This window comes from Coxiella-like endosymbiont (assembly GCF_030643785.1).
Lineage (GTDB): Bacteria > Pseudomonadota > Gammaproteobacteria > Coxiellales > Coxiellaceae > Coxiella.
The window spans coordinates 243304-268093 of the sequence record NZ_CP094378.1; the positions used below are offsets into that span (position 1 = coordinate 243304).

Genomic DNA, 24790 nt, shown 5'->3' on the forward strand with positions numbered 1-24790 from the left:
AAAACGTGTGAAAGCACTGTTTTGGGGAAAACCATACAAGCTAATTTTATCTCTAAAATATCTGTCTGCTACGTCATTCTCGGCGTGAAATATCAATTATTTGGTTGTTTTTAAGCGAGAATAATTTACTGGCTCACTAGAATAAGATCGGCTACTGGTCGAAGCTTGGTACGTTTAGTGAAAAATTATTGATTCGAGCAAATAATTGAGAAGAAGTCCCTCCATCTAAATTGAGAGCATTGTAGCAATTCAATTTTTTAACAAGATGGGCTAATTGGGTGGGCGTTAATAATAAATTAAGATTAGTAATAGCGATAATTACTTTTCCCAATTTTTATAATGTAAAGTGAAGTTCGTTGAACTAATCGCTCTCGAAGTTTTGGGATCTAACCGTTAATAATTAGTCGAGGGACCAGCCTGAATAGCAAAATTAATTTGTGGAGAAGGAAAATAATTTTGCGGACTGACAATCTGGGCTCGATTATTAATTTTTAGTTCAAGGGGGGTTGTGTAAAGTAGGCGTAAAGAATCCACCATTTATGGTAATAAAAACTTTATGAGGTTGTGTCCCGTTGATTGGCAAAAAGAGCAGTTTGTTTTAAATCCTTTGCTGTTATTATTTGAAAAATATAGCAAGTTAAATCAATTTTAAAAGCATATATTTTTCCATAGACTGAGAATAGGAAGGATTAACAGCTGTGTATTCAATATCTGCAGTTAAATATTTCCAATAAATTTTGGAATTTGCACAGGGGTGGGAGAACCCAGCCGACACACAAAAAGATAACTATACTGAAAAAGCGAAATGAATTCATAATTAATTTCTAGATATTTCCAAAGGCTAATGCTTTTCGATAACAATCTAAAGCAGTATTTTTTTGGCCTTGTGCCTCGTAAATTCTCCCTAATTCTTGGTAAGCGGCTGGTGTAGGTGCTAATTTAATACTGCTTTTAAGATAATAACGAGCTTTGCCTAAGAGTTTTTCTCGGAGGCTTAATCTTCCTAAGCAAAGAAATAATTCTGGTTCCTTCGGATATTTTTTAAGCCATAATTCAGCCGTTGGTAATTGTTTAAATTCTTTAATAGGGCGCGCTAAACCATAAGTCGTAACCAGAGCTGGATTCCATTTTTTTGAGTGTGTGTTCAATTAATGGAATAGCCCTATCTGCTTCATTAAGAGTTATTAAATAGCGTGTATAAGGTTCAATTAAATCAACGTCTTGTTGAAAATGACGAGGCAACGACTCCCAGGCCTTAATTAAAGGCTGCTTACCTTTTTGGTAAGCTTCAGCGAGCAAATTAATATAAGTTTCTTTTTCTAAAGCAGATAAAGTCTCCGGAGGTTCCACTTTAAATTTTCGTAAACCGGGAAATAAAAGGCGCAAATTTTGCCAATCTTGAAGTTTTAAATAGACTTGTTTTAATAATTTTAATGTATATTCATGATGAGAGTCTTTTTGATCTAAATGCTGCAAGGTAGCAAGTGCTTGTTCCCACTGGTGGTTACAAATTTGTAATTGTGCTTGAGTAAGACCCACAGCAATAGCAGACCCCTTAGTAGTCGCATGAGCCAAGCGTAGATAATTATCTCGACGTTCATAAGCCTGCTGGGCATTGGCGGCCTGAGCCGCGGACAAATAATTAATAAGAGGACTTCGAATCATTTTGGCCGACTTTGTCAAAGTCTGTTCGGCGCGCTGCCAGCGTCCTTTGGCAAGCTCAAACAAGCCAGTATTAGTGAGATGACGTCCGCGTCGATAAAGCCGCATTTTCCGCCATCGTTGCATATTCTTTGAAAGATGGATGGCGCGCCTGAGTAGGCGAAATATAAAATAAAGAAAAAGAAAGAGAACAATCAAAGAAATGAGAGCTACCCACAAGGTTGTCTCAATACTCCAATGATGGTAAATGATTAATACGTATCCGGTATCTTGAGCCATTTCCAGCCCTAGCCAAAGCGACAATAAAAGAAGAAGGAATAATAAAATTAAAAATTTCATGTTTTTTTATCCGAAACTGAAGTATTAGCAAGTGCCTGTAAGGACTTTAAAGAGGGAAGAGTAGGTTCAATATCAACTGCAGCTAAAGTTTGTATTCTCTTAATAAGCGCAGCTGTTTCGGTTTGATTAGAGTCATACTCAGCCAACCATTGAATGGCGGTACTCAAACTTTTTTGATAGAGCGAATAATTTCGATTGATTAGGGCCCATTGGGCTTGAGTTAATTTTAATTGGATGTTTTCTTTTAAAAATAAAGTTTGCTGAGGTTCCAATAAAGGTAAAGTAGGATAATCGATTCGCCGAATGACAAAGAGTTTCTTTAAGCCACCCAGATTATATTTGAGTTTTTCCCACCAATTTTTTTCTTCTGGGGTAGGTTCAGTTTTCGCCGATGTTATTTCAGAGAATTCCTTAGAGGGAAGCGGTGATAAATTACCTATGTCGATTTTTAATTGATCTAATTGGTCAGAGAGCTTCGTTACTTTAGTGAGCGCACTGGCAGAAAGATTGGTAATATCTTGATCGATTGCCTCCTTTAATAGAACGAGGCTCTCTTGGGAGGAGGATTCTAATTGTTGTCGTGCCATTTTCAGTAATTGAAGAGCGACCGCAAAATCCTTTTCGACCACCAAGTGCATATTGGCTAAACGGATTAAGTAAGAGGCTTCAGCAATATTTTTTTCAGAAGTAGCCTTAGTAAATTTTTGAGAAAGTTGAGCAATGTCTGCCTGATTAGCGTTAAGTGTTGCTTGCATTCGTGCTTGTGATTGTTGCAAATTGATTCTCAGTTCAGCTAGTTCACGTTCAAATTGATGGGTGCTGAGGTGGCGCCAAATAGCGATATTTGAGCCAATACATGCCAAAGCCAAAATAAGCGCAGTTATACTGAGCAATAAACCAGTGTTCCGTGGAGGGCGCGGTTTCAGCTTTTTAGGCAAGTCGTTTGAAGTAGACGTCTCAGGCACAGCTTTTCCTTATTGAAAAAGTAATTTGAATTACCTTAAATTAAGGTATCTGTTTTTGCAATGTTTCGATAATGGCTGTTTCCGTAGGATTCCCCTGCCATCATTACGTAATTAAAGCTATAAGAAATGGCAATATCACACATCCGTTCACTGATGACCAGTAATGGAATGCTTTGTAGCCATTTCCAGTGTGAAGAAAATAAAACCTTTAAGTGCTGCAGACTTTCCACACTCATAGATACCATAGCATGAATGGATATCTTAGTTAAAGTTTCGATTATTTGGGGACCTACATAAAGGCTTTTCTGTCGGTAGCAAAAAATTAGAAACGTCTTTGCTTCACGTTCTCTTAATTTATCCTTTAAATAAAGTCGGGTGTTTTAAGGTCGAGGTTTTTTCCACAAAAGAAAGTTATAGTTTTTCCGTGAATATCTTTTAGAATAGATATTAGAATAGATATAATTCCAGAAGGCCTTCGCTACTATATTTCTTCGGAAGCGCATTTACGGAAATTCCTCGTTGACGCAATGCGTTAGCTATTCCCGGCCCCAATAGCTACTATTATTTTTTGATTGGCTTTTGAAAGCTTAGATTGGGAGCATATCTTACAGCGTTAGCGCTTAAAAATAACATAAAGTCGCTGGAAAAAAGATTTTCTGGATTGTTTTGGGTCTACCTTTAGCGGTTTTATAATCAGCGTAGGAAATAAAATGACTTTCCCACCTATTTTTTCGATGTCATTTTTCAGTTTTTTTCTCTTGATCTTTGGGACGAGTAATGACTATAGTCTTATCTTTTAATCGATTGTTTCGCATAAAGCTCTATTTTCCATGCTGCATAAGCAGGTGTTTCGTAAGGGTGGACGCGCATTAATTCTTCGATTACAGCATGTAAATGCCCATCTTCGCAAACCATCTCTACTAAATATTCTTTAAAAGTTTCAATCTGGTCCTGGCTGCCTACATAGGGGTGACTGCCTTTTAGAGGACGATATTGTCCCACTCCTAAGGTCTGCCATGCACAGCAATCGTAATCGCCGACTCGCCCGGCCCCTTTTGCAAATAAAGCATTTTTAACCTCGTCTAAGTGTTCTTCAGGAACATAGAAAGTGAACTTGTACATGGTAAATTCCTCGCGCGAATAAAGTGTTTTGTATTATATAATTAGATTAATGGGAGCGGAATAGTATTAGTGATCTAAAGTTTCTTGGAACTTATAGTAGAAATTTTCCATTGCTTCATAAGTAATTTGTCCTGGTGCTGATTTTGCTTCTTCCAGAGAGGCGAAGGTTAAATACCCCCTAATAGTGGTGACAATAATCGGGTCGTTTTTCCCTGATCGCCCATGCCAAGAACAATCATATTTTCGTTTTCTTTTTTATTGAGTAGTAATTGAAATAAAGTTTTAACATCAGTTTGGCTATTCGTCATAACTGCAAATTTTAGAACATCGGGCTTAAAATCCCACATATGCGCTGCGATAGTTTTGAGTTCTTTGAACTCCGGAGTTTTTTGAAATTATGATAAGAGAGAATAAATTTAGCTTTTTTGTTTTGAATAGTAATTTTATTTGCAAGGTAAAGATCAATGTCCAAATAATTAAATCCGAGATTATTTCCCACTTGTAGAATTTTATTTTGCTCTTCCAAGGTGCCTTCAAATTTTCCGCCATCCTTTTTAGCGCGGCAGCATAGGATAGATTTTTTATTGGTGTGTGTAGCAATAACATCTAACATTTCTGGATTTATATCTTGAATGAAGTCCACACGAAGCTCTATAAAATCAGTCAGATTTTGAGCTTTCTCGAGTTGCAATAAAAACGATTCGAAAGTTAGCCCAATTACTGAGACACAGATTTTTAAGTTGCTCAACATTTTTGTTTTAATTCCGTCAATATCGAATTAGCGCCTTGCTTTAAGAGTTCTTGAGCAGACTGCAAAGAGTTTGCGCCTCTTCGGATTTGTGCCCTTAACCGTTAGTATAGAGAACCAAAGAACCCTATGGATTTCCTATCATAGCAGAGAGAGAAAAATCTTCGTTATTGAAAGATTCCATACGCTGCAATGGGGGTGAAGCAATCGCCGCCGAGTTTGTAGTTAACAGCTTGTTCTGAAATTACAAATTTCCGTGTTTTTTATCATCGAGGGGTTTCAATAAGTCATGAATTTGGGTATCTTCCTTTAACGAAGAGATCTTTCCCGCCACTTTGGGCTAATGACCTTTTGTTAGGGGGGTCGTCTTCCGTGGTTCCACCCGATGATAGTGAAATGAATGCTAAGATTATTTTTTTGAAGTTGTTGTTTTACAATTTCTGCTTGCCGCAGTGCCAATGGACTTTTCCGGCTGGTAATGGTGATTTTTCTTCTACTGATCATCAATCGTTTGTACGACTTAGTTTATCTAACAATAAATCTTTGCGTTCCCAAAGCAAATTTAGCCATTGCTGGAAATAACGACGAAAATCACGATCTTCATAATAATCACCGATAAGATCAGCAGCTAAAGGTAACAATTCATAATGAACGGTAATAGTAGAATGGTCACCGCGAAAATATTTCCATAAGGTGAGTGGTTGAGAATAATGGATGGTCACATTTAAAATTCCACTCAATTCCTTTTGCAATTCTTTTATAACAATCGCAATCCCACCCGATTTCGGCTTTAACAAATGCATATAAGGAGAAGATTGGCGTTGCTGCTTAGCAATTGTAAAACGAGTACCTTCTACAAAATTCATTACTGTGGTTGGGAATTCTTTAAATTTTTCACATGCTTTTTTTGTGGTTTCGATATCTTGTCCTTTCAATTCTGGTTGTTTGCGAATTGCCTGGGGGGAATACCGGCGAACGAAAGGATAACCTAAAGACCAGCAACTCAGACCGAGTATAGGCAAGCTCCATAGCAGCTTTCGTTTCATAAAAAATTTAATGACGGAAATTTTATGACCGAATGCGCGTCCAAGCACTAATATATCAAGCCAGGTTTGATGATTGCTAATTAAGAGATACCATTTATTAGGAGAAAGATTGCCTTCGCCTTCAATTTTCCAGCGATGACGGCGCACACTTAGAAATTTACTAGAATTAATGGCCCAGAGAGTAGGAAAGAATAAAGCAATTTTCATTACCGCCCGATACCAAGATTTAATCGGCATGAGTCGAGCTAGAAGACCAAAAATAAGCGCAAGTACTCCTAAGATAAAAGAAGGAATGATATAGAGAAAAATAAGAAAAGCTCCTAACGGAAAATTAAAGAAACGCCGCATTTGCTAAATCATCCTTATTCTTAAAACCCCATTTCTTCTTGAGTAGCGCTGTTCTTTAATTGGCTGGCTGGCTTGTTGATAAACATCGCCGACTTTTAGTTGAGCTTGAGGTTTGAAAATACATTGGTATTGATTAGATGCCTTACAATTGGCGTAACCACCTAAATTTTTACTCCACTTCCTGCCAGTAGGTTGATATACAAGCAGATTGTATTCCAAGGTGATGGGGAATGTCATTTTTTCGTTAGAAGCATAAGCATAAAGGCAAGTGATATTTCGTAGGTTTACCTCCTGCCATTGGGTCCATAAAAATTTATCTATATGAGTGGCAAAGGAAGCCGCATAACTTAGCCAACCGTTTTTCGCAAACCAAACCATTTTCGGAGAATCTTTTTGAAGATCGCTTATTTTGGGGCAACTGAGATAACCAGAGGGCAATCCATTGGTAGGTGTTCGGAATTCTGGGTTTGCGGGACTACTATTTGCGGGACTACTACTACTATTTGCGGGACTACTATTTGATGGGGAAGCCAGCACTATTTGGGAAAAGACAGAAAAACCAACGATATAAAGGATAGCAGATAGTAATTTCACGACAAAATACTCAGTTTAATTTTTGTTTATGTATTATAAATCTATATGCTCCAGGATTGAAGCGGGAACTCCTAAAAAATGAGAAAACATTGAAGTTCCTCGGGGTTTTATTTATGCTGTCCTCGTGAGATTTTTACGATTATACTCTTGTTAGTTTTTAACTCCTCTTCTCCCATCTATTTTCCTCGAAGATAGCTAATTTTTTAGTATAACAGATATTCATTTTGATCCATTTGATACATGTGAAAGCAAAAAGAGTATTTTTCCTTTCATTATTAATTTAAAAACAGCCCCTGTAGATCAATGGACTGTCATTTTTGAACAATATGAGCTAAAACGTTATCTACCTATGGTCCAAGATACAGATCAAGATACAGATTAACCTCTTTTAAAGTCGATACTCAATGGATAGAAAATCCTAGGAGCACAAAATTAGCCTTCTTTTGTGCTCTCCTGATAAGCGACTATCTGGCGCATGATTACAAAGAGAAATATACACCCTATTCAGGGGATTCCTCCTTTAAAGGATATCAATTTTTTGTGCAGAAAACGACGCAGTTTTTAACAAATGAGTTCCACACTACCTTTCAAAAAATGCCCATTTATTTTGCTATAGGTAATAATAATTCTTATGGGGAAGACTATTATTCCGAATCGGAAGGAGATTTTTATAGTGATATGGCTAACCTCTAGTCGATTTTTTTGATGAGCGCGCGGCGTGGATCAGGCGAGTTTTCTTTTCAAACCCTTCCCTATACGGGTTATTATAAAATTACGCCCCGGATCTCCTAAATAATAGAATTTTAGTATTAAGTTCCGTGTTTTTTTCGGCAAAAGCTTAGCTCAGAGCCCCCGGTGTTGCGGCTGCCCCGCTCAGGAGGAGTTAAAATGGCTGCAACAAATACTTTCCCAAGCAGTTCTCCAACATCATCCGGGTTTGGTTGGTATTTTCATATTCCCTTTGGAATTGGTGTTTATAAAACGTTGAATTCGGGAAAGACAACGTCTTTATGTCAACCTGATGATCTACGACAATTTCTCTCTTTTATATCTGAATATAGTTCCGTGATTAATGGCATCTTCAGATCTCATCTTCATATGGACGGGTTTTCTCTAGTAAGAAATAATTTAAATGAAGAAATTTTAAAGAAATTTTTGATAGCTACATTCCTGCAATAAGTCCGAGATTTGGCAATAATTTTGTATTTAAAGTATTTTCAATACGATGTCAGCAGTTTTATGTAGTTAATTTTCATACTTATTATTTGCCTATTAATAAAAATTTGCCTATTAATAAAAATATTTCTTCTGCCGATCAACATTGGCAAATTTTATATAGTTTTAACGAAAAATACCAACTTCAGTGTACGCACTGTTTATTAATTAACGGAATGGAAAAGTTGGAGCGAACCAATCCATTAGTTCAATTCTATAAAGAATATTATACAACGGGTACGGACAGACAACCTATCGAAAGAGATCTAAGCGCACGCTCTTATTTCTTCCTGCGATTGGGTAATCGTGATGGAGAAAGTAAAATCAGTACGTGAGTTGGTTTAAAGGCCGAAGTTTACACATTTCAGACAGAGAGGAACTTATTTGCAATTATTTCTGCTAAATTAAAAACAAATCCAAATATTCGTTGTATTTTAGTCGATGAAGCTCAATTTTTAAAAAAATTACAGTTGAAAGAATTAGCTTTAGTGGCCGATGAATTAAATGTTCCCATTTTAGCTTATGGGATTCGCGCCGATTTTCAAGGCGAATCCTTTAAGGGCAGCCTTTATCTTCTGGTATGGGCAGATCTTTTAATCGAAATAAAAACTATTTGCTACTGTCTGTGGTCGCAAGGCTACAAATGAATTTACGTATTGATGATGAAGGGAATACTGTTCGTTGAGAGGGAAAGCAGTCGAAATTGGCGGTAATGAACGCTTTTTTGGTTAGGACAAGCCTCTATAATTGCCTCAGCTGAAAATTTTCTGGTCTACTATAATTGAAGTATAAATAACTACATAAAGGACTTTACAAAAAGAAGTTAAAAAAGAAATGCCTCGTTACAAACGGGGAAAGGCTCATAGTAGTCCTAAACACGAAAAAGTAAAAAGTCGAAAACAAGCAATCACCATCTACTTGTCGAAAGTGCGTAAAAAAGGGAGTTAAAGTTCCCAAGAAAGCGCAATCGCGACAAGCCTGTGCACATTTCTTCATTTTATCATCCCCGATAGTTTCGCAGGATTGGGCACAAGCTTCACAAAATTCGGCGCAAGTTTGGCAGATGGATTTTTAAAATTTAGAATTGCACGTCATAAAGTCAGCACTTGTTTGACAGATTTGAATACAGTCCATCATCATACGTAGGTGGCTTTGGCTTGGTTCAGTGTGCTTACCACCTTCCTGAATACAATGGTTGTATAATATTTTGGCATATATGGCGACAATCCCAATAAGTTTTAATATAACCTTCTCTTTTTTCCTGATTCATAAAGACCTCCTTAAATTGTCTCTCATTTAGTTACAGTTATCCGTTAACGATAACTTCCCAATTGGGGATGTAAGACTTGACCGGACATATATAGAGATAGAATCAGCTGAGACCAAAAAAATGTAACAGCAACCTCCTTGGGTTCCCACTGCCCGACCTGTTGTGGGAACGCTGCTAGCAAATTCTTGGATTGGCTGAATTATTCACCAAGATATCAATTTTTTTAAACTTTTAAGTGGTATCTTTTACCACTAATTGGCAAAAAGCAGGGTCAGCTATATTTCCGGACAAAAGAAGGCATTTTCGTCCTTTTGATTCAACTGCTTTCTGAGTGGCAGCGGAATCCTTATGTTCATTGAGGTAGGTGTAATTACTATATCCGCACCTTCAATATCAAAAGCGACGGCAACGGGAGCGGCCGATGCCGCTATCACCTCCAGTCCATCACCTCCAGTGATATATAGATAGCTACTTTGTTGAGAAGTTTATCACTGCCTTGGTAATCAGGATCTTGGTATTTAGGACGAGGAATCATTTTGGACTCAATTCTGAGTTGAGTTTTTTGCTTCTTGGTAGGGGACCCCCGCCTGCTTGCTTTAATTTTCGCTCGGGGGGTCACAGCATTCTTTCTCAATATCTAGAGATTAACTGTACCTCAACAGAGGAAAGGGATCAAGTAATACGAAATAGTTGCCACATATTTTTACAGTTCTTCACAGCTATTCTTCTAAATACTTTTTCTATATAATGCTCTCTTAATTTAGTCGGAGAGCACTTTATGGTGGAACCGGCATTGACTGTGTCGATGATGAATTCAAAAAGCATTACTTACGATTATCCCGTGCAGCCTTGGGATGTTTATTTCACTGCTTCACTCTTTTTCTTCTTCGAATGCGTGCAGCTTAATATGTTTAATGTGTTAGGTCCTGATTTAATGCGTGATTTTCATATTAGGGCTACCTGTTTAGGCCATCTATCAGCAAATTATTTTTATGCCAATGTTCGTTTTTCTGTTTCCTGCTGGGATGCTCTATTCAATCGAGTATCGACGCGAAAAGTAATCATTTTAGCTATGGCAGCTAGCATAGTTTGTACGTTTGGCTTCGCAGTTTCCACATCGATTTGGCAGGTGACCCATGTCGTTTTGTTACCGGAATTGCGGGATCCTTTCTGCTTATTAAGCAATGTTTGCTTAGCTTCCGATGGTTCGAGCCTCGTCAGATGGCTTTAGTTATCGGCTTGATCGTGACTCTGGCTATGATCGGAGGAATGGTTGCACAACCCCCCTTTTTTACCTTGCTGACGGATGCCCTGGGGTGGCGAATGACCCTACTCATCGACGTTATGCTCTTGTTGATTGTCTTATTAATGAAAGATTTCCCTCGGGGGTTAGGACAGTCTTTTTCGAGAGTATCAAATGCATTTGCACGGCCTAGGTTTTTGGCGCGGAGTATTGTGGCGAACTGTAAAAAACAGCTAAAATTGGTTAGGTGGTCTGTATACTTCGTTAATGAATTTGCCGATTTTTTGCTAGGTGCTATGTGTGGAAGCCTTTAATTTAGTTCAAATTCGAGGGTTGGACACGCGAGTTGATGCTTTTTTTGTAACCTCTATGCTGTTTAGAGGCACTATTATTTTGGTGCTCCAGTAGTGGGATGGTTGTCAGATAGAATCAAATGTCGGCGAACACCTATGATGGTGGGCGCTGTTATTGCGTTACTTCTAATTTTATTATTGATGTATTTACCGAATTTATCATTGCTAGCCTTATTAATTATTTTTTTGGGACTCGGATTTATTACTAGTACACAGATTGTTAGTTATCCTTTGATCGCTGAAAGTAATCCCTTGGCTCTAACTGGCACTGCGGAGGGCATGGGCTTCCGTCTTGATTATGTGGGGGGTTACGCAACATCTATTTGCACGACTAAATGGAATGGCAATGGGCCACATCAGATTGTTAACCATGTGCTTTTATTTTTATCCAGCGATTACCAATTCGCGCTGGCGATTATGCTGCTGGCTTTTATATTAGGATTAGTCATGGCGTATTTATCTAGGGAAACCTATTGCATCTCTTATAAAGAAAGACAAATACAAAGATGAAAGAATCTCTAATTAATTTTGATAATTCTCTTAAGCTATCAGAGTCAGTTCCACATACCAATCTTTGGCAAGCTTGGGTGGTATGTTTGTCGGCATCTCTTTTTTTCTTTTATGAATTTATTCAGATGAATATGTTTGATGCAATTAGCCTTCCACTAATGCGGGCTTTCCATATCCAAGCAACTCAATTAGGGCAATTATCTTCTTTTTATTTTATCTCAAATGTTATTTTCCTTTTTCCAGCAGGCATGTTACTCGACCGATATTCCACCCGGAAAATAATTTTGTTCTCACTCAGCGTTTGTATTTTAGGCATTACCGCTTTTGCGCTAACCACTTCATTATTTTCCGCTTGCATTTTTCGCTTTTTGATGGGTATTGGAAGTGCGTTTTGCTTTTTAAGTGTCATACGCTTAGCTACACGTTGGTTTTCTTCCACACGATTGGCTCTGGTTACAGGCGTCATTGTGACTATGGCAATGCTAGGAGGAATGGCAGCGCAAACACCTCTTACCTTATTAGCAGAGGCATTAAATTGGCGAAAGGTTTTATTAATAGATGCGGCTTTTGGCTGCTTAATTTTTTTGATTATTGCGAGTGTTGTGAAGGATTTCCCTCATTATTATCTCGAACATCATCGTGTGGAACGTCAGCAAATTAATGATATTGGTTATTGGAAGAGTATGGGGTTAGCTTTTTTAAAATTACAAAATTGGCTAGGTGGAGTATATACTTGTTTAATGAATTTGCCTTTATGCTTGTTGGGAGGAATTTGGGGCATATTATATTTAAGTGATGCGCATCACGTTCCCAAAATTGAGGCTACCTATATTACGAGTATGTTATTTATGGGAACTGTCGTGGGTGGACCTCTAGTAGGGTTTTTATCTGATAAAATTCGTTTACGAAGATTGCCGATGTTAGTAGGTGCTGTTTTATCGTTAGCCTTAGTGTTAGCAATTATAGAAATACCCCATTTATCATTCTTTTCTTTGCTTATACTATTTTTGGCAATGGGTTTAACCACTAGTAGTCAAATTATCGGATATCCTACAGTCGCTGAAAACAGTATATCCGTAATAACAGCTATGTCAGTCAGCGTTGTTAGTATTACTACTATGGGTGGACAGGCGATCTTCCAACCCTTATTTGGCCGTCTCATGGATTTACATACGATTTATTTTCATCATTCAATGGGTGTTTACGTGGCTTCAGATTTTCACTGGGCTATGTTGATTTTACCTATCGGATTTTTAATCGCTCTAGGTGCTGCTCTTTGTTTACGAGAAACTTATTGTCGTTCTCGCAATTAATAAAGGAAAATTAGAATGCCGACTGGCATAGAATAGAAAGACTTTTATTTCGCATTAATCTTATTAATAGTAGAAGCCCCGTAGGCAGTTTTTTAGGTAGTTTATTTGGTGTTGATGGGGTGGTAGTTGTTCTAGTTCCTGTATTATTAACAATTTCACCCTTTTTCTATGTGGCCCATAGAGCTGTTATGCATACTGCGGTCGGAACTTCTCTCGCTTTGGTCGTTCCCAATGCTTTTCTCGCTGCGCAGCATCAGTACAAAATGGGTAACTTTTATTTTCCATTATTGAAACAATGGGTGCCTTTTGTGATTGTGGGAGCTATTATGGGAGTTTCCATAATGAAATTTATTCCCAATACGTATTTAAAAATTTTTTTCTATTTGTTTATATGCTGTCTTTCTATATTTTTTTTTGAAAAAAAGAAAAAAGTGATGCAAAGTTGGGCTAACCTCAGGGGTTGTGGGAATGCGTATAGCAGGAATATTAATCGATAGATTTTTAGTTTTGTTAGAAATGGGTGGGGGAACTTTTAGTGTGTCTCTTTGTAAGTTTTATAATTATCCTTTAAAAAAATCCATCGCGTTTGGATCAACTACTAGTATTTTTATTAATTGTATAGGACCAATTGTATAGGGACATCGGAGTTATTATCAGTGGGATAGGAACCCACTGTTGCGGGGGCGGCCCCTTATTCGCTGGGGTTTGTGAATATTCTGGCTTTTATCTGCGTTCTACCTACTATCGTAATTTTTTTGCCTCTGGGAGTTAAGCAGCCAATCGCTTATCAATAAACCGTTTAAAAATAGCTTATACCATTTTTCTATTTTTTATTAAATATTAATATAGTTTGATAGTTTGAGAAGCAATAAATTTATTACTTTTCAATATTGATTATAAAGAAGGGCTCATGTCAATGAATAAAACTATCTTTTTTGTTAAAAATTATCTTTCCTATAAAGAAATAGCTCTATGATAAGACAATAAATATTGTGTTTATGTTTCGCCTCAGAGCCTGAGTATTCGTTATAACAACACTATAATTTCCGAAGGTCAACCTGCTGATTCGACACTCGTACAGCACCTGCTAAAAACCGATAAGAAAATAAGCTTCCAGAGAGGTGATCTAAATATTTGTTTGTCTTTGTGGACTGATGAGAGTCTTTTGGTAGATTTTACTGCCAAAAATATGGCTGTCATTATCTTTTCTATTGTATTGTAGGAGGAGAAGCAAAAACTCTGGTTTTTACCCATTATGGGATAGGAAAAAGCGGATATCCGTGACTAATCCGACCTGTGTGAATTATTTAACAAACAATATGGGGGGTGTTCAGAATAAAACCGAGAGGCCACTTCTGGATTATCCATACAATTTCTAGGCGCGCTGTATTTAGATTTTTTAGCTACTTTTATTGTTGACAATATTTATGACAACCAATATTGGTTTAATAAGTCGGGGAATAATTTATTAGTCTTTTTTTCAAAAAATTAATACTTTGAATATCAATCAACATTTTTCTTATCGTATTTTTATTGCAAAGCCGACTATTGTTTCTATTGAAAAAACTTATCTCGCCAATAAAAAATGACATAATCAGTTTGTTACCCTAGCTTAGAAAGAGGAAGTAGCTCCAAACATCCAAAAGCTCTATGGAGCTCCTATGTTTATTTATGGAGGGGTGAGCTCATTGGGGCTTCGAACGTGAATTGGAAGAAATTATATTGGAAGAAATTATAAAGTATTCTTTTAGAAGAATTGCATGCTCCGTCTGCAAATATCGTCAAATATCTTGTATATTTAGGAAAAACTAAATATCAGAATATTGTTTTGCAGACATTAGCAGATCAACCTTGGATTTCTAATTGAGATAAATATGAGTTTGAACAATTGATGATGCATTTAGTAAAAAATGAATCTCTTTATAAGAGATCTAGATTCGTTTCCGTATGGTTAAATTCTGAAGCTGCTTCCCTATTAAAGAAAGGAAAAAATCGGTTAACAACAAGCGGAGCAAATTGAATTTAATAAAAATCTAATTCAACTAATTTTTATCAGTGCAATTAATAAAGTTTCTGAATGGAGAAATAGAGTTTTTTTGGACGTTGTCACAATTGCAATCTATCGGCCTTTATCACGCGGCGGCTTAGGTTTAATGATCGTTCGCTAGGGATTCTGCATCGAAATGTTATCAAAGAAGCTGTAAAAAATGGCTATCTAGTAGCTCTTTACGATTCCTACAATTCAACTAAAAAGTGCGCTAAAAATACTTACTGCTTTATTTAAAAATAATCAAGCCCTTTATCAAAAAGATACGATCATTGATCAGAAGGATGCTCCATTTCATAGATTCCTTAATATTGGACAGACGTTAAATTCGAGCTTTTCTATGCTAGAAGTAAATACTGCCTTCGAGAAACATTAAAAAATTTACTAAATACATTCCAAATACCTTTTAATTATTGATTTTTTGATACGGATTGTGCAGGAGAACTTTATAACGATTTTTCAAAAGCATATAAAATGACTAAAGCAAAAGACATAAAAAATTGCTTGGAACGAATGTGTTATGTAATGGAGCAAGAGCATCTTATAATTGGAACGAAAGACAGTGATGATTATGGTGCGAACGTTATCGAATTTGGTCACGGCAATATTACCGCCGGTATTTGAGATAAAGATATACGAAGAAATTAGGCGTCTCAATTTTCCATTGGAGATTCCTCCAAAATATGTTAAATTAATCCCGTTAAAACCTCTCATTTCTGAAATTTATTTTTCACTTAAATATAGTATTCCTTTACTTAAATATAGTATTCCTTTTGTATTAATTGATCTATCATAATAGCGTGATCGTTAGCGATCATTGAGAATATGCCACATTTAAATTTCCGCAAGAAATAATTAATAACATTCTTGAAACATTTCTCTGATTGTCCTCCTCTACTTCACTTAGAGCGGTTTTATTGTCAGAAGCATAAACAATTTTTGAAATTTTATTTGCCGACGTAACAAAACTTTACCTTGATGGTTGTGGGCACCAAGATGGTCGACTTTCATTATCTCAGCCAAAATCGATTAATAAAAACAACCGCATTTAGTAATGATATTCCAAGTGGTTACCACTTTTTCAGAGAGTCCCTACAGTTATTTATGGAATAAAATTCTTGAAAATTTCTAATTCTTTTTAAGCGTGAAAAGCGAGTGCTAAAATTCTTTCCAACAGAAAAAATATTAATGGGGAAATAATACGATTAAAAATCCTACCAAAAAAGTAATTGTTGCAAGGTGTGTTTCTCTGGCACCTTATAAAGTTTCTATTAATAATTCTTCGTCTATCAGGTAAAGTAAGGCAGGAACTTCAAAATAAATAATTGCTATTTGAATACTGTAAAATAAAGCAGAAACGACACCAAAGTCCAACAAGGTCCCCAATAAAATACAAAGCGAAATGAGAAAAATAACAATAATACCACTCAGTTTTTTAACATTTACTTTTGGCCATGTACTTTTGGCTATGTTTATAAAGTAGTTTCCATACTGAGAAAAAGAGTTTCTAGAGCAATCCTAAGGCCATAGTAATTCCGCTACTTTGACTTTCCAAAAGCAAACCCCTACTAAGATACCATCAATAAAAATATCGATTACTACAAAAATGATGAGCGATAAGGGTAGTTTTTTAAAGCTTGGATAAATACAGAAAGTTTATGGACAAGCCATTTTGTGAAAAGCATCACAGCAACGCCTGCAGAAAATCCAAGGGCGATAATCCAGCGGATTTCGTGATAAATTAATACAGGGTAATTCTACAGCAACTGCAGCGAAAACGACTCCTACTGCAAAGTGTTGGACTACGCTTCGTTAAGGCTGGAGTAGATTTTAAGAAGCTTAAAATCGCTCCGATTAGCATTAATGGCGACAAGGGATGGTTATATCCTAGGCACTAATACCCAGGAAGTATTTATGACAATGCTTCCAATTTCGCATAACTGGATACCAGCCATTTTTCTCCATGGTTGTCAAATTTGACTTGTAGACAAGTGTGTTCACCTTGGCATTCGTAATTAATAATGATACCACTACCAAATTTTGGATGATTAACACGCTGTCCTACATAAAATTCGGTCTCACTCGCTTGAGGTCGTTGCGTAGAGGTAATAGAAACTGGTCGAGATATTTTAAGTGTGGATCGGACCGCATTGATTAATGCTGGTGGAATTTCATTCAAAAATCGTGAAGGCTGATTAAATTTTTCTAGGCCGTGTAAATGTCGATATTCGGCGTAAGTTAAAATTAATTTTTCTTTAGCACGAGTCATTCCCACATAACATAATCGCCGCTCTTCTTCTAATCCATTTTCACTATCTGTAGACATGTGATGAGGAAACAAGTTTTCTTCTAATCCACTTATAATAACTAAAGGAAATTCTAGTCCTTTAGCAGAGTGTAAAGTCATCAAATTTACGGAATCACTGTGTGAACTTGCTTGCTCTTCACCAATTTCTAAAGCGACGTGAGAAAGAAAAGCATCTAGGGGTGATAATAAAATAGTTTCGTCCGTCATCAGTTCTGGGATAAATTGCGAGGTGGCGCTGACTAATTCTTCTAAATTTTCGACGCGGGAAAGTCCTTTTTCGCTTTTATCTTTTTTATAGAGAGCAAGCAAACCACTTTGATTTAGCATTTTTTCCGTTTGTTCAGCTAAAGAAAGGTTTTTTGTTTGCGCACTGAGTGCTTCGATTAAATTTAAAAATTGTTGTAAGGCATTAAGGGCACGAGCACTCAAACCCTGATTATTAATTAAATGCATTGCAGCTTGCCATAAAAAAATGCCTTGGTCACGAGCGGCAGCACGCAACGTTATCAGTGTGGTATTACCAATACCACGGGTGGGGGTATTGATAACGCGCTCAAAAGCAGCATCATCGTGGCGGTTGGCTAATAAGCGCAAATAGGCAAGTGCATCTTTAATTTCTGTCCGTTCGAAGAACTTTAGGCCCCCATAAATGCGATAGGGGATTTGTCGATCGATAAGATGTTCTTCTAATAAACGAGATTGAGCGTTAGAACGATAAAGAATTGCGATATCGCTGTATTTTCGTTCTTGTTGTATCCACGATTCAATGCATGAGATGATGTAAAAAGCTTCATCACGTTCATTGAAAGCCGTGTATAGATTAATTCGCTCGCCTGTATTGCTCGCGGTCCATAATTTTTTTCCGAGACGGTTCTTATTATTTTCAATAACGGCATTGGCAGCGTGGAGTATGGTTTGTGTTGATCGGTAATTTTGTTCTAAACGAATCGTTTGAACATCAGTAAAATCCCGAGAGAAACGATGAATGTTTTCTATCTTCGCGCCGCGCCAACTATAAATAGATTGATCGTCGTCTCCCACCGCCATCATTCCCGTATTGTTCCCCATCAAAGCACACAGCCAGGCGTATTGGATAGTGTTGGTATCTTGAAACTCGTCCACTAAAATGTGATGAAAGCGTTGTTGATAGTGATGGCGAATCGATGGCACATCGCGGAGTAATTCAAGCGAGCGCAATAATAATTCCGAGAAATCAACGAGCCCACTTCGGCGACAAACTTCTTCGTAGGCTTTATATAGTTTGACTAGAACTTCTGTGAAATAGCTGTCATCGCTATTAGCCACTTGATGAGGTCGCCGACCTTCTTCCTTTTGCTTATTGATAAACCATTGGGTTTGTTTAGGGAGCCATTGAGTTTCTTCTAAATTGAGGCTTCGTTGAACACGACGAATTAAACGGTATTGATCGTCGGAATCAAGAATCTGAAACGATTGGGGTAGATCGGCTTCTTTCCAATGTGCTCGGAGTAAACGATGAGCCAAACCATGAAAGGTCCCCACCCACATTGCCGTAATGGGAATACCCAGAATCACTTCAATTCGTCCTCGCATTTCGTACGCGGCTTTGTTCGTAAAAGTCACTGCTAGGATGCTATAAGGAGACACACCCTGTTGTTGGATAAGCCAAGCAATGCGATGAGTTAATACACGCGTTTTACCACTGCCTGCGCCGGCTAGAACACGTACGTAGGGAGATAAGGAGGTAACTACCTCTTTTTGTCGAGGATTTAATGATTGTAAAAGAGCCAAATTTTCCATGTCGGCTATTGTACCCGAACTGTGCCGAGGTTGACAGAAGCCTATGAACTAGCGATGATATGGCTCCATGCCTAAATTTGAACAGAAACCGCGATTGCTCAGTGGCGATACGCCAACAGGGCGTCTCCACCTGGGACACTGGGTAGGTTCAGTTGAAGATCGGGTTTCCCTCCAGGATGAATATGAATGTTATTTTTTGCTCGCCAATACTCATGCGTTTACTACTCGGGTTGAAAAACCTGAGGAGATTCGCCAAAGTACATTAGACATCGCTCTCGATTATTTAGCGGTGGGTATTAATCCCGAAAAAAGTATAATCTTTATTGAATCGGATGTCCCAGCTATTTTGGAGTTAACGGCTTTTTTTAGTATGCTCATTCCGTTTCCCCGTTTAATGCGAAATCCCACTATTAAAAATGAAATTCGAGATAAAGAATTGGGGGACAATTATTCGATGGGGTTTTTATTATATCCGGTTATGCAAGTAGCTGATATTTTGTCGGTTCGTTCTAAAATCGTCCCTGTAGGTGAAGATCAAGTTCCCCACCTAGAATTAACTCGTGAGGTGGCGAGGCGTTTTAATGAATTGTATTGCGGAGTAGACCCGCATAGTGAAGATAAAGATTATTTAAAGGCCGGTGGTTTATTTCCAATACCGGAAGCTAAGGTTGGGCGTGTCCGGCGATTAGTTGGAACTGGGGGGCCTAGCAAAAATGGCCAATTATTGAAAATGAGTAAATCGCTAAATAACGCCATTTTTTTAAGTGATCCGCCGGATGTTGTGCGAAAAAAATTATGAATATGTATACGGATCCAAATCGTTTACGTATGACGGATCCAGGAACGGTTGAAAATAATCCCCTATGGATTTTTCACGACATCTTTAACCCTGACAAAAAATGGGTAGAACAAGCGAAGCAGCATTATCGTGAAGGTAAAATTGGTGATGTAGAATGTAAAAAGCGCTTAGTAGACGTATTATTAGAATTTTTGGCGCCTCTGCAGAGACGTCGTGCTGAATACGAAACGAATCATACGCACGTATATAAGATTTTGCAGAATGGTACCGATCAGGTTAATGATATTGCGGACGAAACATTACGCCTTGTAAAGGAAGTAACCCGGCAGAATTATTTTTAACCTACTTAACAAGGCGCTAAATGGATAAAATTTCTGTGCATAGAATTTCTTTGAAAAGTGAAATAAGTTGGATTTAAGAGCAAAATTCTTGACGTTTTCTAAAAAGTCGTTAACATAACTGAAATGCCGATTTGATCATCAGCTTGCGGGCACTAAATAGCTAAAGCGGTTGAACCATTATTGAGTTCCTGCCAAATTGCTTGCGCAATCATTACGGTAATCTTTATATCAATGATATAAGGAGATACTACGTGGTTTACGAACATAATTTAAGTTTTCGTTTCATTAGAATTATAAACGTGAGATGAAAAAAACCATAGAAGCTTGTTAGCGAGGAGAAATTTCATAAAAGCAATTGCATCAACAAGCCTTTCAATTACAGCCTTCTCATTGTGAAGATTCAAATGAGTGCCGGTCTTGATTTTATCTCTGTAGGTGATTTTGTTGGTATGACCATGTTTTGGATACCGCGTTAATGGTTGAGCAATTCCTTCAAGTTTTCGGGAATTAAATTTAAATCCAATTTTGACACAATGTTTTGCACGGCTCGGGGTCAAGCAAGCCCCTAATGGGATTAAAACATCGGCTTGTGAAATGACTAAGTAGTTTGATACGAATTATTACTATATTGTTCCTGAATTTACCGTGGATCAAACCTTAGAATTTTCAGACGAAAGAATTATTCGAATATACAAAATTGGCTCTGGAAAAAGGTTACCGAGCAAAGCCTGTTATTTTAGGTCCTCTATCATTTTTGTGGTTAGGGAAAGTAAAAGGGAAACCTTTTGATAAATTATCCTTAATGGAAAAATTGATTCCCGTTTACAATGAAATTTTTAATCAATTAGCTTATCTAGGAGTGGAATGAGTTCAAATTGACGAACTAATTCTAATTTTAGATTTACCCATTGCAAAGCTATCAAAAGATCGATTTTTCTAATTTTAAAAGTTTATTGGCTACTTATTTTGGTTTCTTCGAAGGTAATTTATCCATCGTCTTCCAGTTACCAATAGATGGTTTGCATATCGATTGCTGTCGAGCACCAGAGCAGTTTAATTCTCTGTTGACTCAATTTCAAAAAGAAAAAGTATTGTCGCTAGGCATTGTGGATGGGCGTAATATTTTTGGCGTAACAATTTACATCGTTCATTAATTTTTTTAGAGTAATTTTTTTAGAGAAAGCTTAAATTTCTTTAGGTAACAGATTATGGATGGCGTCTTCTTGTTCGTTATTACATGTATCCATTGATTTGGATCAGGAAAATAAATTGGGTATTGAATTGAGATCATGATGATCATTTGCCAAACAAAAGGTTGAAGAAGTAACGTTATTAGCGCGCGTGGTTTGTAGGAAAGTCGAGAAAGTATTGCTATTGCTGTATTGCGCTATCGGAAAATAATCAGTTCATTTTATCTCGAAAAACTTCTGGGCGAATTCACAATGCAAATGTACAAAAACGATTAACTACTATTAATGAACGATGGATGCGGCGTCAAAACGAGTACGCTATACGTAAAGAAGTACAAAAAAAGTATCTAAACTTGCCTTTATTTCCTAGTATTACCATTGGTTCGTTTTTAAAAACCCCAGCGGTTCGTTGTTTGCGACGAAATTATAAGCAAGGGATTTTAGATGAAGTGACCTACGAAGAAAATATTCGTCAACATATTGTTGAAGTAATCGGTGTCCAGGTTGACTTAGGATTAGATATGCTAGTGCATGGTAAAGCAGAACGGAATGACATGGTGGAATATTTCGGAGAATTTTTGGAAGGAATAGCATTACTTCCAATGGTTGTATTCAGAGTTACGGTTCGTGTTGTGTTAAACCCTCGATTATATATGGTGATGTTAATCGTGATCGTCTCATGACTGTGCATTGGATTGAATATTTCCAGTCAACTTCACCACTAAACCCGTTAAAGGTATACTGACAGCCCTCTTATCATTCTTGCTTGGTCATTCGTTCGTGATGTCAACCCACGTTCACAGACAGCCAAACAAATTGCTTTAGCTTTGCGTGATGAAGTACACGATTTAAAGGCCGTAGGTGCGGGTGCGTAAGTATCAATTTCATTCAAATTGATAAGTCTGCTTTTTAGGAATGCTTGCCGTTACGAAAAGCAGATTGGCAGGACTATTTTAATTGGGCAGTAAAATATTTTCGGCTAGCCTCATGTGGTGTAAAAGACTAAACACAGATATACTTACATTTATACTTACATGTGTTACGGTGAATTCAATGATATTATTGAAGCGATATCAGACTTGTATACAGATATTATTACTATTGAAAGTTCTCGATCCCAAATAGAAAGTAAAATCGTTTGAAAAATTTGCTTATCCTAACGATATTGGGCCAGGTATTTATGATATTCACTCTCCGCGTAGTATACGCATTGCTGAAATTAAAGATTTGATAACTCGTACGCTTCAATACATTACTATAGAACGCTTATGGATTAATCCAAATTGTGGATTGAAAACGCGGGGGTTGGGAGGAAATTAAGAAAGTACTTCATCAATATTGGTCCAAGCAGCCATTCACTTGCGAGAGCCTTTTACTACAGAAAAAGATTCTTTATCCTCGGGGGAGTTGCTTTCAGTCAGTAAATAAGGGGAAGCAAGTAGATATAATAGTATGAAAGTTCGACATTTCTCTGTAAGTTTTGAGCTGTTTCCTCCTAATGTGGTGTAGAGATTCGATAAAATTTGGTAAACATGGCCATGGAAGACTTGATCGGATTTTTGCGCTGGATTATTTTTTGTTGACATTTGGTGTGGATAGAGGAAGCTAAGATAAAACAAAGAATGTCGTTAAAGCTTTATTTGAAGAAGTTATTGATATTATCCCTCATTTAATTTGTGTTGGACTCTCTAAAACTGTTGTTAGAGAACTACTATATCATTATAAAAAATTAGGCATTAAACAGTTGGTAGTGTTATGAGGTGATTTGTTTGAAGGAGCGACATTAATCCGTGAAGATTTTAAGCATGTCAATGAAATCGTGGCATACATTTGCAAACTTAATGGACGACTATTTCTGTATTGAGGTAGCTATTTATCCAGGATTGTATCCTGAATCAGAAAATGTAATGAATGCGCTTAAAAATTTTCAGAAAAAATTGCAGCTGGAGCTAATATGGTGATTACTCAATATTTCTATAGTTGTGACGCCTATTTTTATTTTGTAGAAAGTTGTCAGAAACTAAAATATAAATGCTCCGATTATTCTAGGAATTATGCCAATTAGTGATTTTAAAAGATTAATGAGATTTTCTAAAATTTATGAACAGAAATATCCCGATAGATTTATAAGCAGTTAGAAACTTATAAGAATGACAAAGAAGCACTTCAAAGATACGGGATAAAGTAGTTACTAGACTTTGTGAAGATTTAATCAATTATTGGGTTCCAGGACTACATTTTATACTTTGAATCAAAGCGAACCTATGAAAACAATTATTTCCCATTTAGGATTTTGTGGGGCGAATTGTAAATTGAAAAAAAGACCATTTCGCCTTAATTTTTTAATATAAAATACGAATTTAGGCTGCCTATTTAGTAGATAAAAAACACGAGTGAAGTTAATGAGACTAATGAATAAAAATTAATTTTTTAAATTCTCTACTAATAATTTAAATATCGCATCAGATTTTAGTGGTTTAGAAAAATAATTGACTTGAATAAAATGATAACCATTCTCTTTTAAAAATTCAATTTGTTCTTTCTTTTCAAATCATTTTGCTATTTTTGAAAAATGTGGAGGGAAGGTTAGCCAAATAGATGATAAATTTTATGATAATAGTATCGCAATGATTAGTTAGTATTTCATTTATAAATAATTTTTCAATTTTAATGTTGATGATAAGTAAATTTTTTAGATAAACTAATTATGAATGGACAGTACCAAAATCATTAAACGATATAGAAAATTCACGCTTTTTTAATTCTGTTAGCACGTCTTATATTTTTCTAAATGAGTTATTAATGAATTTTCTATAATATCAAATTCAAGGATGCTAGGAAATATATTTGTGTCGTTAACAATATCGATTACAGTGGTCGCAAGCTTTTTCGTTAATTGAGTAGGTAAAATATTAATAGCTAATTGAAATCTTTCATCGAAATTAATGCTTGCCATTCTTGATATTGACGACAGGCTTCACGAATGACCCACTCTCCAATGGAAGTGATTAGACCAGATCGTTTGGCGATTGATATAAATGCTTCTGGAAGTAATTCACCGAGTTCAGGATGGTGCTATCTTAAAAGCATTTCCATTTCTCTAATTTTTTGACTAATCAAATCGTATTGAGATTGACAAACGAGATGAAATTGCGAGATGAAATTGATTTTTGTCTAAGTCTGAATAAGCTAGATTTCCAGAATTTCTTTTACCATCAATTTATTATTGTTATTTGTTATAAAAATATCGGGAGGCAAAATTTTAACTGGTTTTAAAATATAGGTCAACAAAGAATTTTCCCCAGTGATGATATCAGCTTTAAAAATTATGCAGGAAAAAATTTTATTTGATTCTAATCCTATATAATTCTGATTTAAAGAAACCCAGCCTAAATAGAGAGTGTGGTTTTCGTAAAGAAAAAACCGTAAAAGATAAATGACTTAAAGTTCATTGAATTCCTTAAAATTTAGTAAAATAATAGGTAGTTACTTTAACGAAAGTAAGATTATTAACGATAATAAACTCTATATCTGAAGGGCGAATACGAATTTCAGCTTGTAAAGTAGCGTTGACAGGCACAATATTCATCGCAAAACC

General features: G+C 36.5%; 22 protein-coding genes and 4 pseudogenes. 12 read left to right on the forward strand and 14 right to left on the reverse strand.

The features are described from left to right. Positions 1-151: 151 nt before the first annotated feature. From MRH55_RS01285 to eirA, 10 genes and pseudogenes are all read right to left on the reverse strand, one after another. Positions 152-331 carry a phosphodiester glycosidase family protein gene (locus tag MRH55_RS01285; protein ID WP_304985700.1) on the reverse strand — a complete coding sequence of 60 codons (180 nt, stop codon included), beginning with the start codon at positions 329-331 and terminating at the stop codon, positions 152-154. A gap of 493 nt (positions 332-824) precedes the next feature. After that, positions 825-1148, reverse strand: a complete 324-nt coding sequence (locus tag MRH55_RS01290) for a heme biosynthesis protein HemY (RefSeq protein ID WP_304985701.1) — start codon at positions 1146-1148, stop codon at positions 825-827. After that, positions 1081-2001 (reverse strand): heme biosynthesis HemY N-terminal domain-containing protein, encoded by a 921-nt coding sequence (locus MRH55_RS01295; RefSeq protein WP_304985702.1) that lies wholly within the window; start codon positions 1999-2001, stop codon positions 1081-1083. The genes MRH55_RS01290 and MRH55_RS01295 overlap by 68 nt, the downstream gene beginning before the upstream one ends. Next, complete coding sequence (locus tag MRH55_RS01300; protein ID WP_304985703.1) at positions 1998-2966, reverse strand: uroporphyrinogen-III C-methyltransferase; 969 nt, start codon at positions 2964-2966, stop codon at positions 1998-2000. Before MRH55_RS01300 ends, MRH55_RS01295 begins: the two co-directional genes overlap by 4 nt. Before the next feature lie 35 nt (positions 2967-3001). Beyond that, a complete protein-coding gene (locus tag MRH55_RS01305; RefSeq protein ID WP_304985705.1) occupies positions 3002-3202 on the reverse strand; it encodes a hypothetical protein in 201 nt (66 codons plus the stop codon). 553 nt (positions 3203-3755) lie between these two features. After that, the gene (locus tag MRH55_RS01310) at positions 3756-4088 is read right to left on the reverse strand and encodes a YqfO family protein (protein WP_304985706.1); all 333 of its coding nucleotides are present in this window, start codon (positions 4086-4088) and stop codon (positions 3756-3758) included. A gap of 144 nt (positions 4089-4232) precedes the next feature. After that, positions 4233-4839: pseudogene (locus tag MRH55_RS07535) on the reverse strand (type I 3-dehydroquinate dehydratase); the annotation flags it as partial. Positions 4840-5190: 351 nt separating this feature from the next. Then, on the reverse strand, positions 5191-5340 hold the full coding sequence (locus tag MRH55_RS01330) for a hypothetical protein (protein ID WP_304985709.1): 150 nt from the start codon (positions 5338-5340) through the stop codon (positions 5191-5193). Next, positions 5340-6230 carry a 1-acylglycerol-3-phosphate O-acyltransferase, YihG family gene (gene yihG / locus MRH55_RS01335; RefSeq protein ID WP_304985710.1) on the reverse strand — a complete coding sequence of 297 codons (891 nt, stop codon included), beginning with the start codon at positions 6228-6230 and terminating at the stop codon, positions 5340-5342. Before yihG ends, MRH55_RS01330 begins: the two co-directional genes overlap by 1 nt. 3 nt (positions 6231-6233) lie before the next feature. Continuing rightward, positions 6234-6824, reverse strand: a complete 591-nt coding sequence (eirA, locus tag MRH55_RS01340; RefSeq protein ID WP_304985711.1) for a T4SS-associated protein EirA — start codon at positions 6822-6824, stop codon at positions 6234-6236. Positions 6825-8470: 1646 nt separating this feature from the next. Between eirA and MRH55_RS01345 the strand changes: the two genes are divergently transcribed. Both MRH55_RS01345 and MRH55_RS01350 read left to right on the forward strand, forming a co-directional pair. Further along, on the forward strand, positions 8471-8686 hold the full coding sequence (locus MRH55_RS01345) for a thymidine kinase (protein ID WP_304986200.1): 216 nt from the start codon (positions 8471-8473) through the stop codon (positions 8684-8686). Between the two features lie 187 nt (positions 8687-8873). Further along, entirely contained in the window at positions 8874-8987 is a 114-nt protein-coding gene (locus tag MRH55_RS01350) for a DUF6496 domain-containing protein (RefSeq protein WP_439647882.1), read from the forward strand. Between the two features lie 63 nt (positions 8988-9050). On the opposite strand, the pseudogene MRH55_RS08145 reads toward MRH55_RS01350, so the two are convergent. Next, positions 9051-9104: pseudogene (locus tag MRH55_RS08145) on the reverse strand (hypothetical protein); the annotation flags it as partial. A 983-nt stretch (positions 9105-10087) separates the two neighbouring features. Here MRH55_RS08145 and MRH55_RS01355 point away from each other — a divergent pair. The 7 genes from MRH55_RS01355 to MRH55_RS01380 all read left to right on the forward strand — a co-directional run bounded on the left by MRH55_RS01355 (position 10088) and on the right by MRH55_RS01380 (position 15399). After that, on the forward strand, positions 10088-10540 hold the full coding sequence (locus tag MRH55_RS01355) for an MFS transporter (protein ID WP_304985712.1): 453 nt from the start codon (positions 10088-10090) through the stop codon (positions 10538-10540). Further along, positions 10498-10866, forward strand: coding sequence for a hypothetical protein (locus MRH55_RS01360; RefSeq protein ID WP_304985713.1), 369 nt, complete (start codon positions 10498-10500; stop codon positions 10864-10866). The genes MRH55_RS01355 and MRH55_RS01360 overlap by 43 nt, the downstream gene beginning before the upstream one ends. Positions 10867-11001: 135 nt before the next feature. Further along, complete coding sequence (locus MRH55_RS01365; protein WP_304985714.1) at positions 11002-11415, forward strand: hypothetical protein; 414 nt, start codon at positions 11002-11004, stop codon at positions 11413-11415. Further along, complete coding sequence (locus tag MRH55_RS01370; protein WP_369421291.1) at positions 11412-12728, forward strand: MFS transporter; 1317 nt, start codon at positions 11412-11414, stop codon at positions 12726-12728. The genes MRH55_RS01365 and MRH55_RS01370 overlap by 4 nt, the downstream gene beginning before the upstream one ends. Positions 12729-12847: 119 nt before the next feature. Further along, positions 12848-13225 (forward strand): sulfite exporter TauE/SafE family protein, encoded by a 378-nt coding sequence (locus MRH55_RS01375; RefSeq protein ID WP_304985716.1) that lies wholly within the window; start codon positions 12848-12850, stop codon positions 13223-13225. A gap of 1691 nt (positions 13226-14916) precedes the next feature. After that, positions 14917-15012 (forward strand): hypothetical protein, encoded by a 96-nt coding sequence (locus tag MRH55_RS07540; protein ID WP_369421611.1) that lies wholly within the window; start codon positions 14917-14919, stop codon positions 15010-15012. A 237-nt stretch (positions 15013-15249) separates the two neighbouring features. After that, the gene (locus tag MRH55_RS01380; RefSeq protein ID WP_304985717.1) at positions 15250-15399 is read left to right on the forward strand and encodes a glycoside hydrolase; all 150 of its coding nucleotides are present in this window, start codon (positions 15250-15252) and stop codon (positions 15397-15399) included. Positions 15400-16687: 1288 nt separating this feature from the next. Here MRH55_RS01380 and uvrD read toward each other — a convergent pair. Further along, the gene (uvrD, locus tag MRH55_RS01385) at positions 16688-18871 is read right to left on the reverse strand and encodes a DNA helicase II (RefSeq protein WP_304986201.1); all 2184 of its coding nucleotides are present in this window, start codon (positions 18869-18871) and stop codon (positions 16688-16690) included. A 58-nt stretch (positions 18872-18929) separates the two neighbouring features. On the opposite strand from uvrD, the pseudogene trpS reads away from it, so the two are divergent. The 3 genes and pseudogenes from trpS (at position 18930) to MRH55_RS07545 (ending at position 23257) form a co-directional block, all read left to right on the forward strand. Next, positions 18930-20002 (forward strand): annotated as a pseudogene (gene trpS / locus MRH55_RS01390) (tryptophan--tRNA ligase). A gap of 251 nt (positions 20003-20253) precedes the next feature. Further along, positions 20254-22620: pseudogene (gene metE, locus MRH55_RS01395) on the forward strand (5-methyltetrahydropteroyltriglutamate--homocysteine S-methyltransferase). Positions 22621-23146: 526 nt separating this feature from the next. After that, the gene (locus tag MRH55_RS07545) at positions 23147-23257 is read left to right on the forward strand and encodes a hypothetical protein (RefSeq protein ID WP_369421294.1); all 111 of its coding nucleotides are present in this window, start codon (positions 23147-23149) and stop codon (positions 23255-23257) included. Between the two features lie 854 nt (positions 23258-24111). Here the strand turns inward: MRH55_RS07545 and MRH55_RS07550 are convergent. Both MRH55_RS07550 and MRH55_RS01405 read right to left on the reverse strand, forming a co-directional pair. After that, positions 24112-24228, reverse strand: a complete 117-nt coding sequence (locus MRH55_RS07550; RefSeq protein ID WP_369421613.1) for a hypothetical protein — start codon at positions 24226-24228, stop codon at positions 24112-24114. A 424-nt stretch (positions 24229-24652) separates the two neighbouring features. Continuing rightward, positions 24653-24781 carry a hypothetical protein gene (locus tag MRH55_RS01405; protein WP_304985718.1) on the reverse strand — a complete coding sequence of 43 codons (129 nt, stop codon included), beginning with the start codon at positions 24779-24781 and terminating at the stop codon, positions 24653-24655. Positions 24782-24790: the final 9 nt, after the last annotated feature.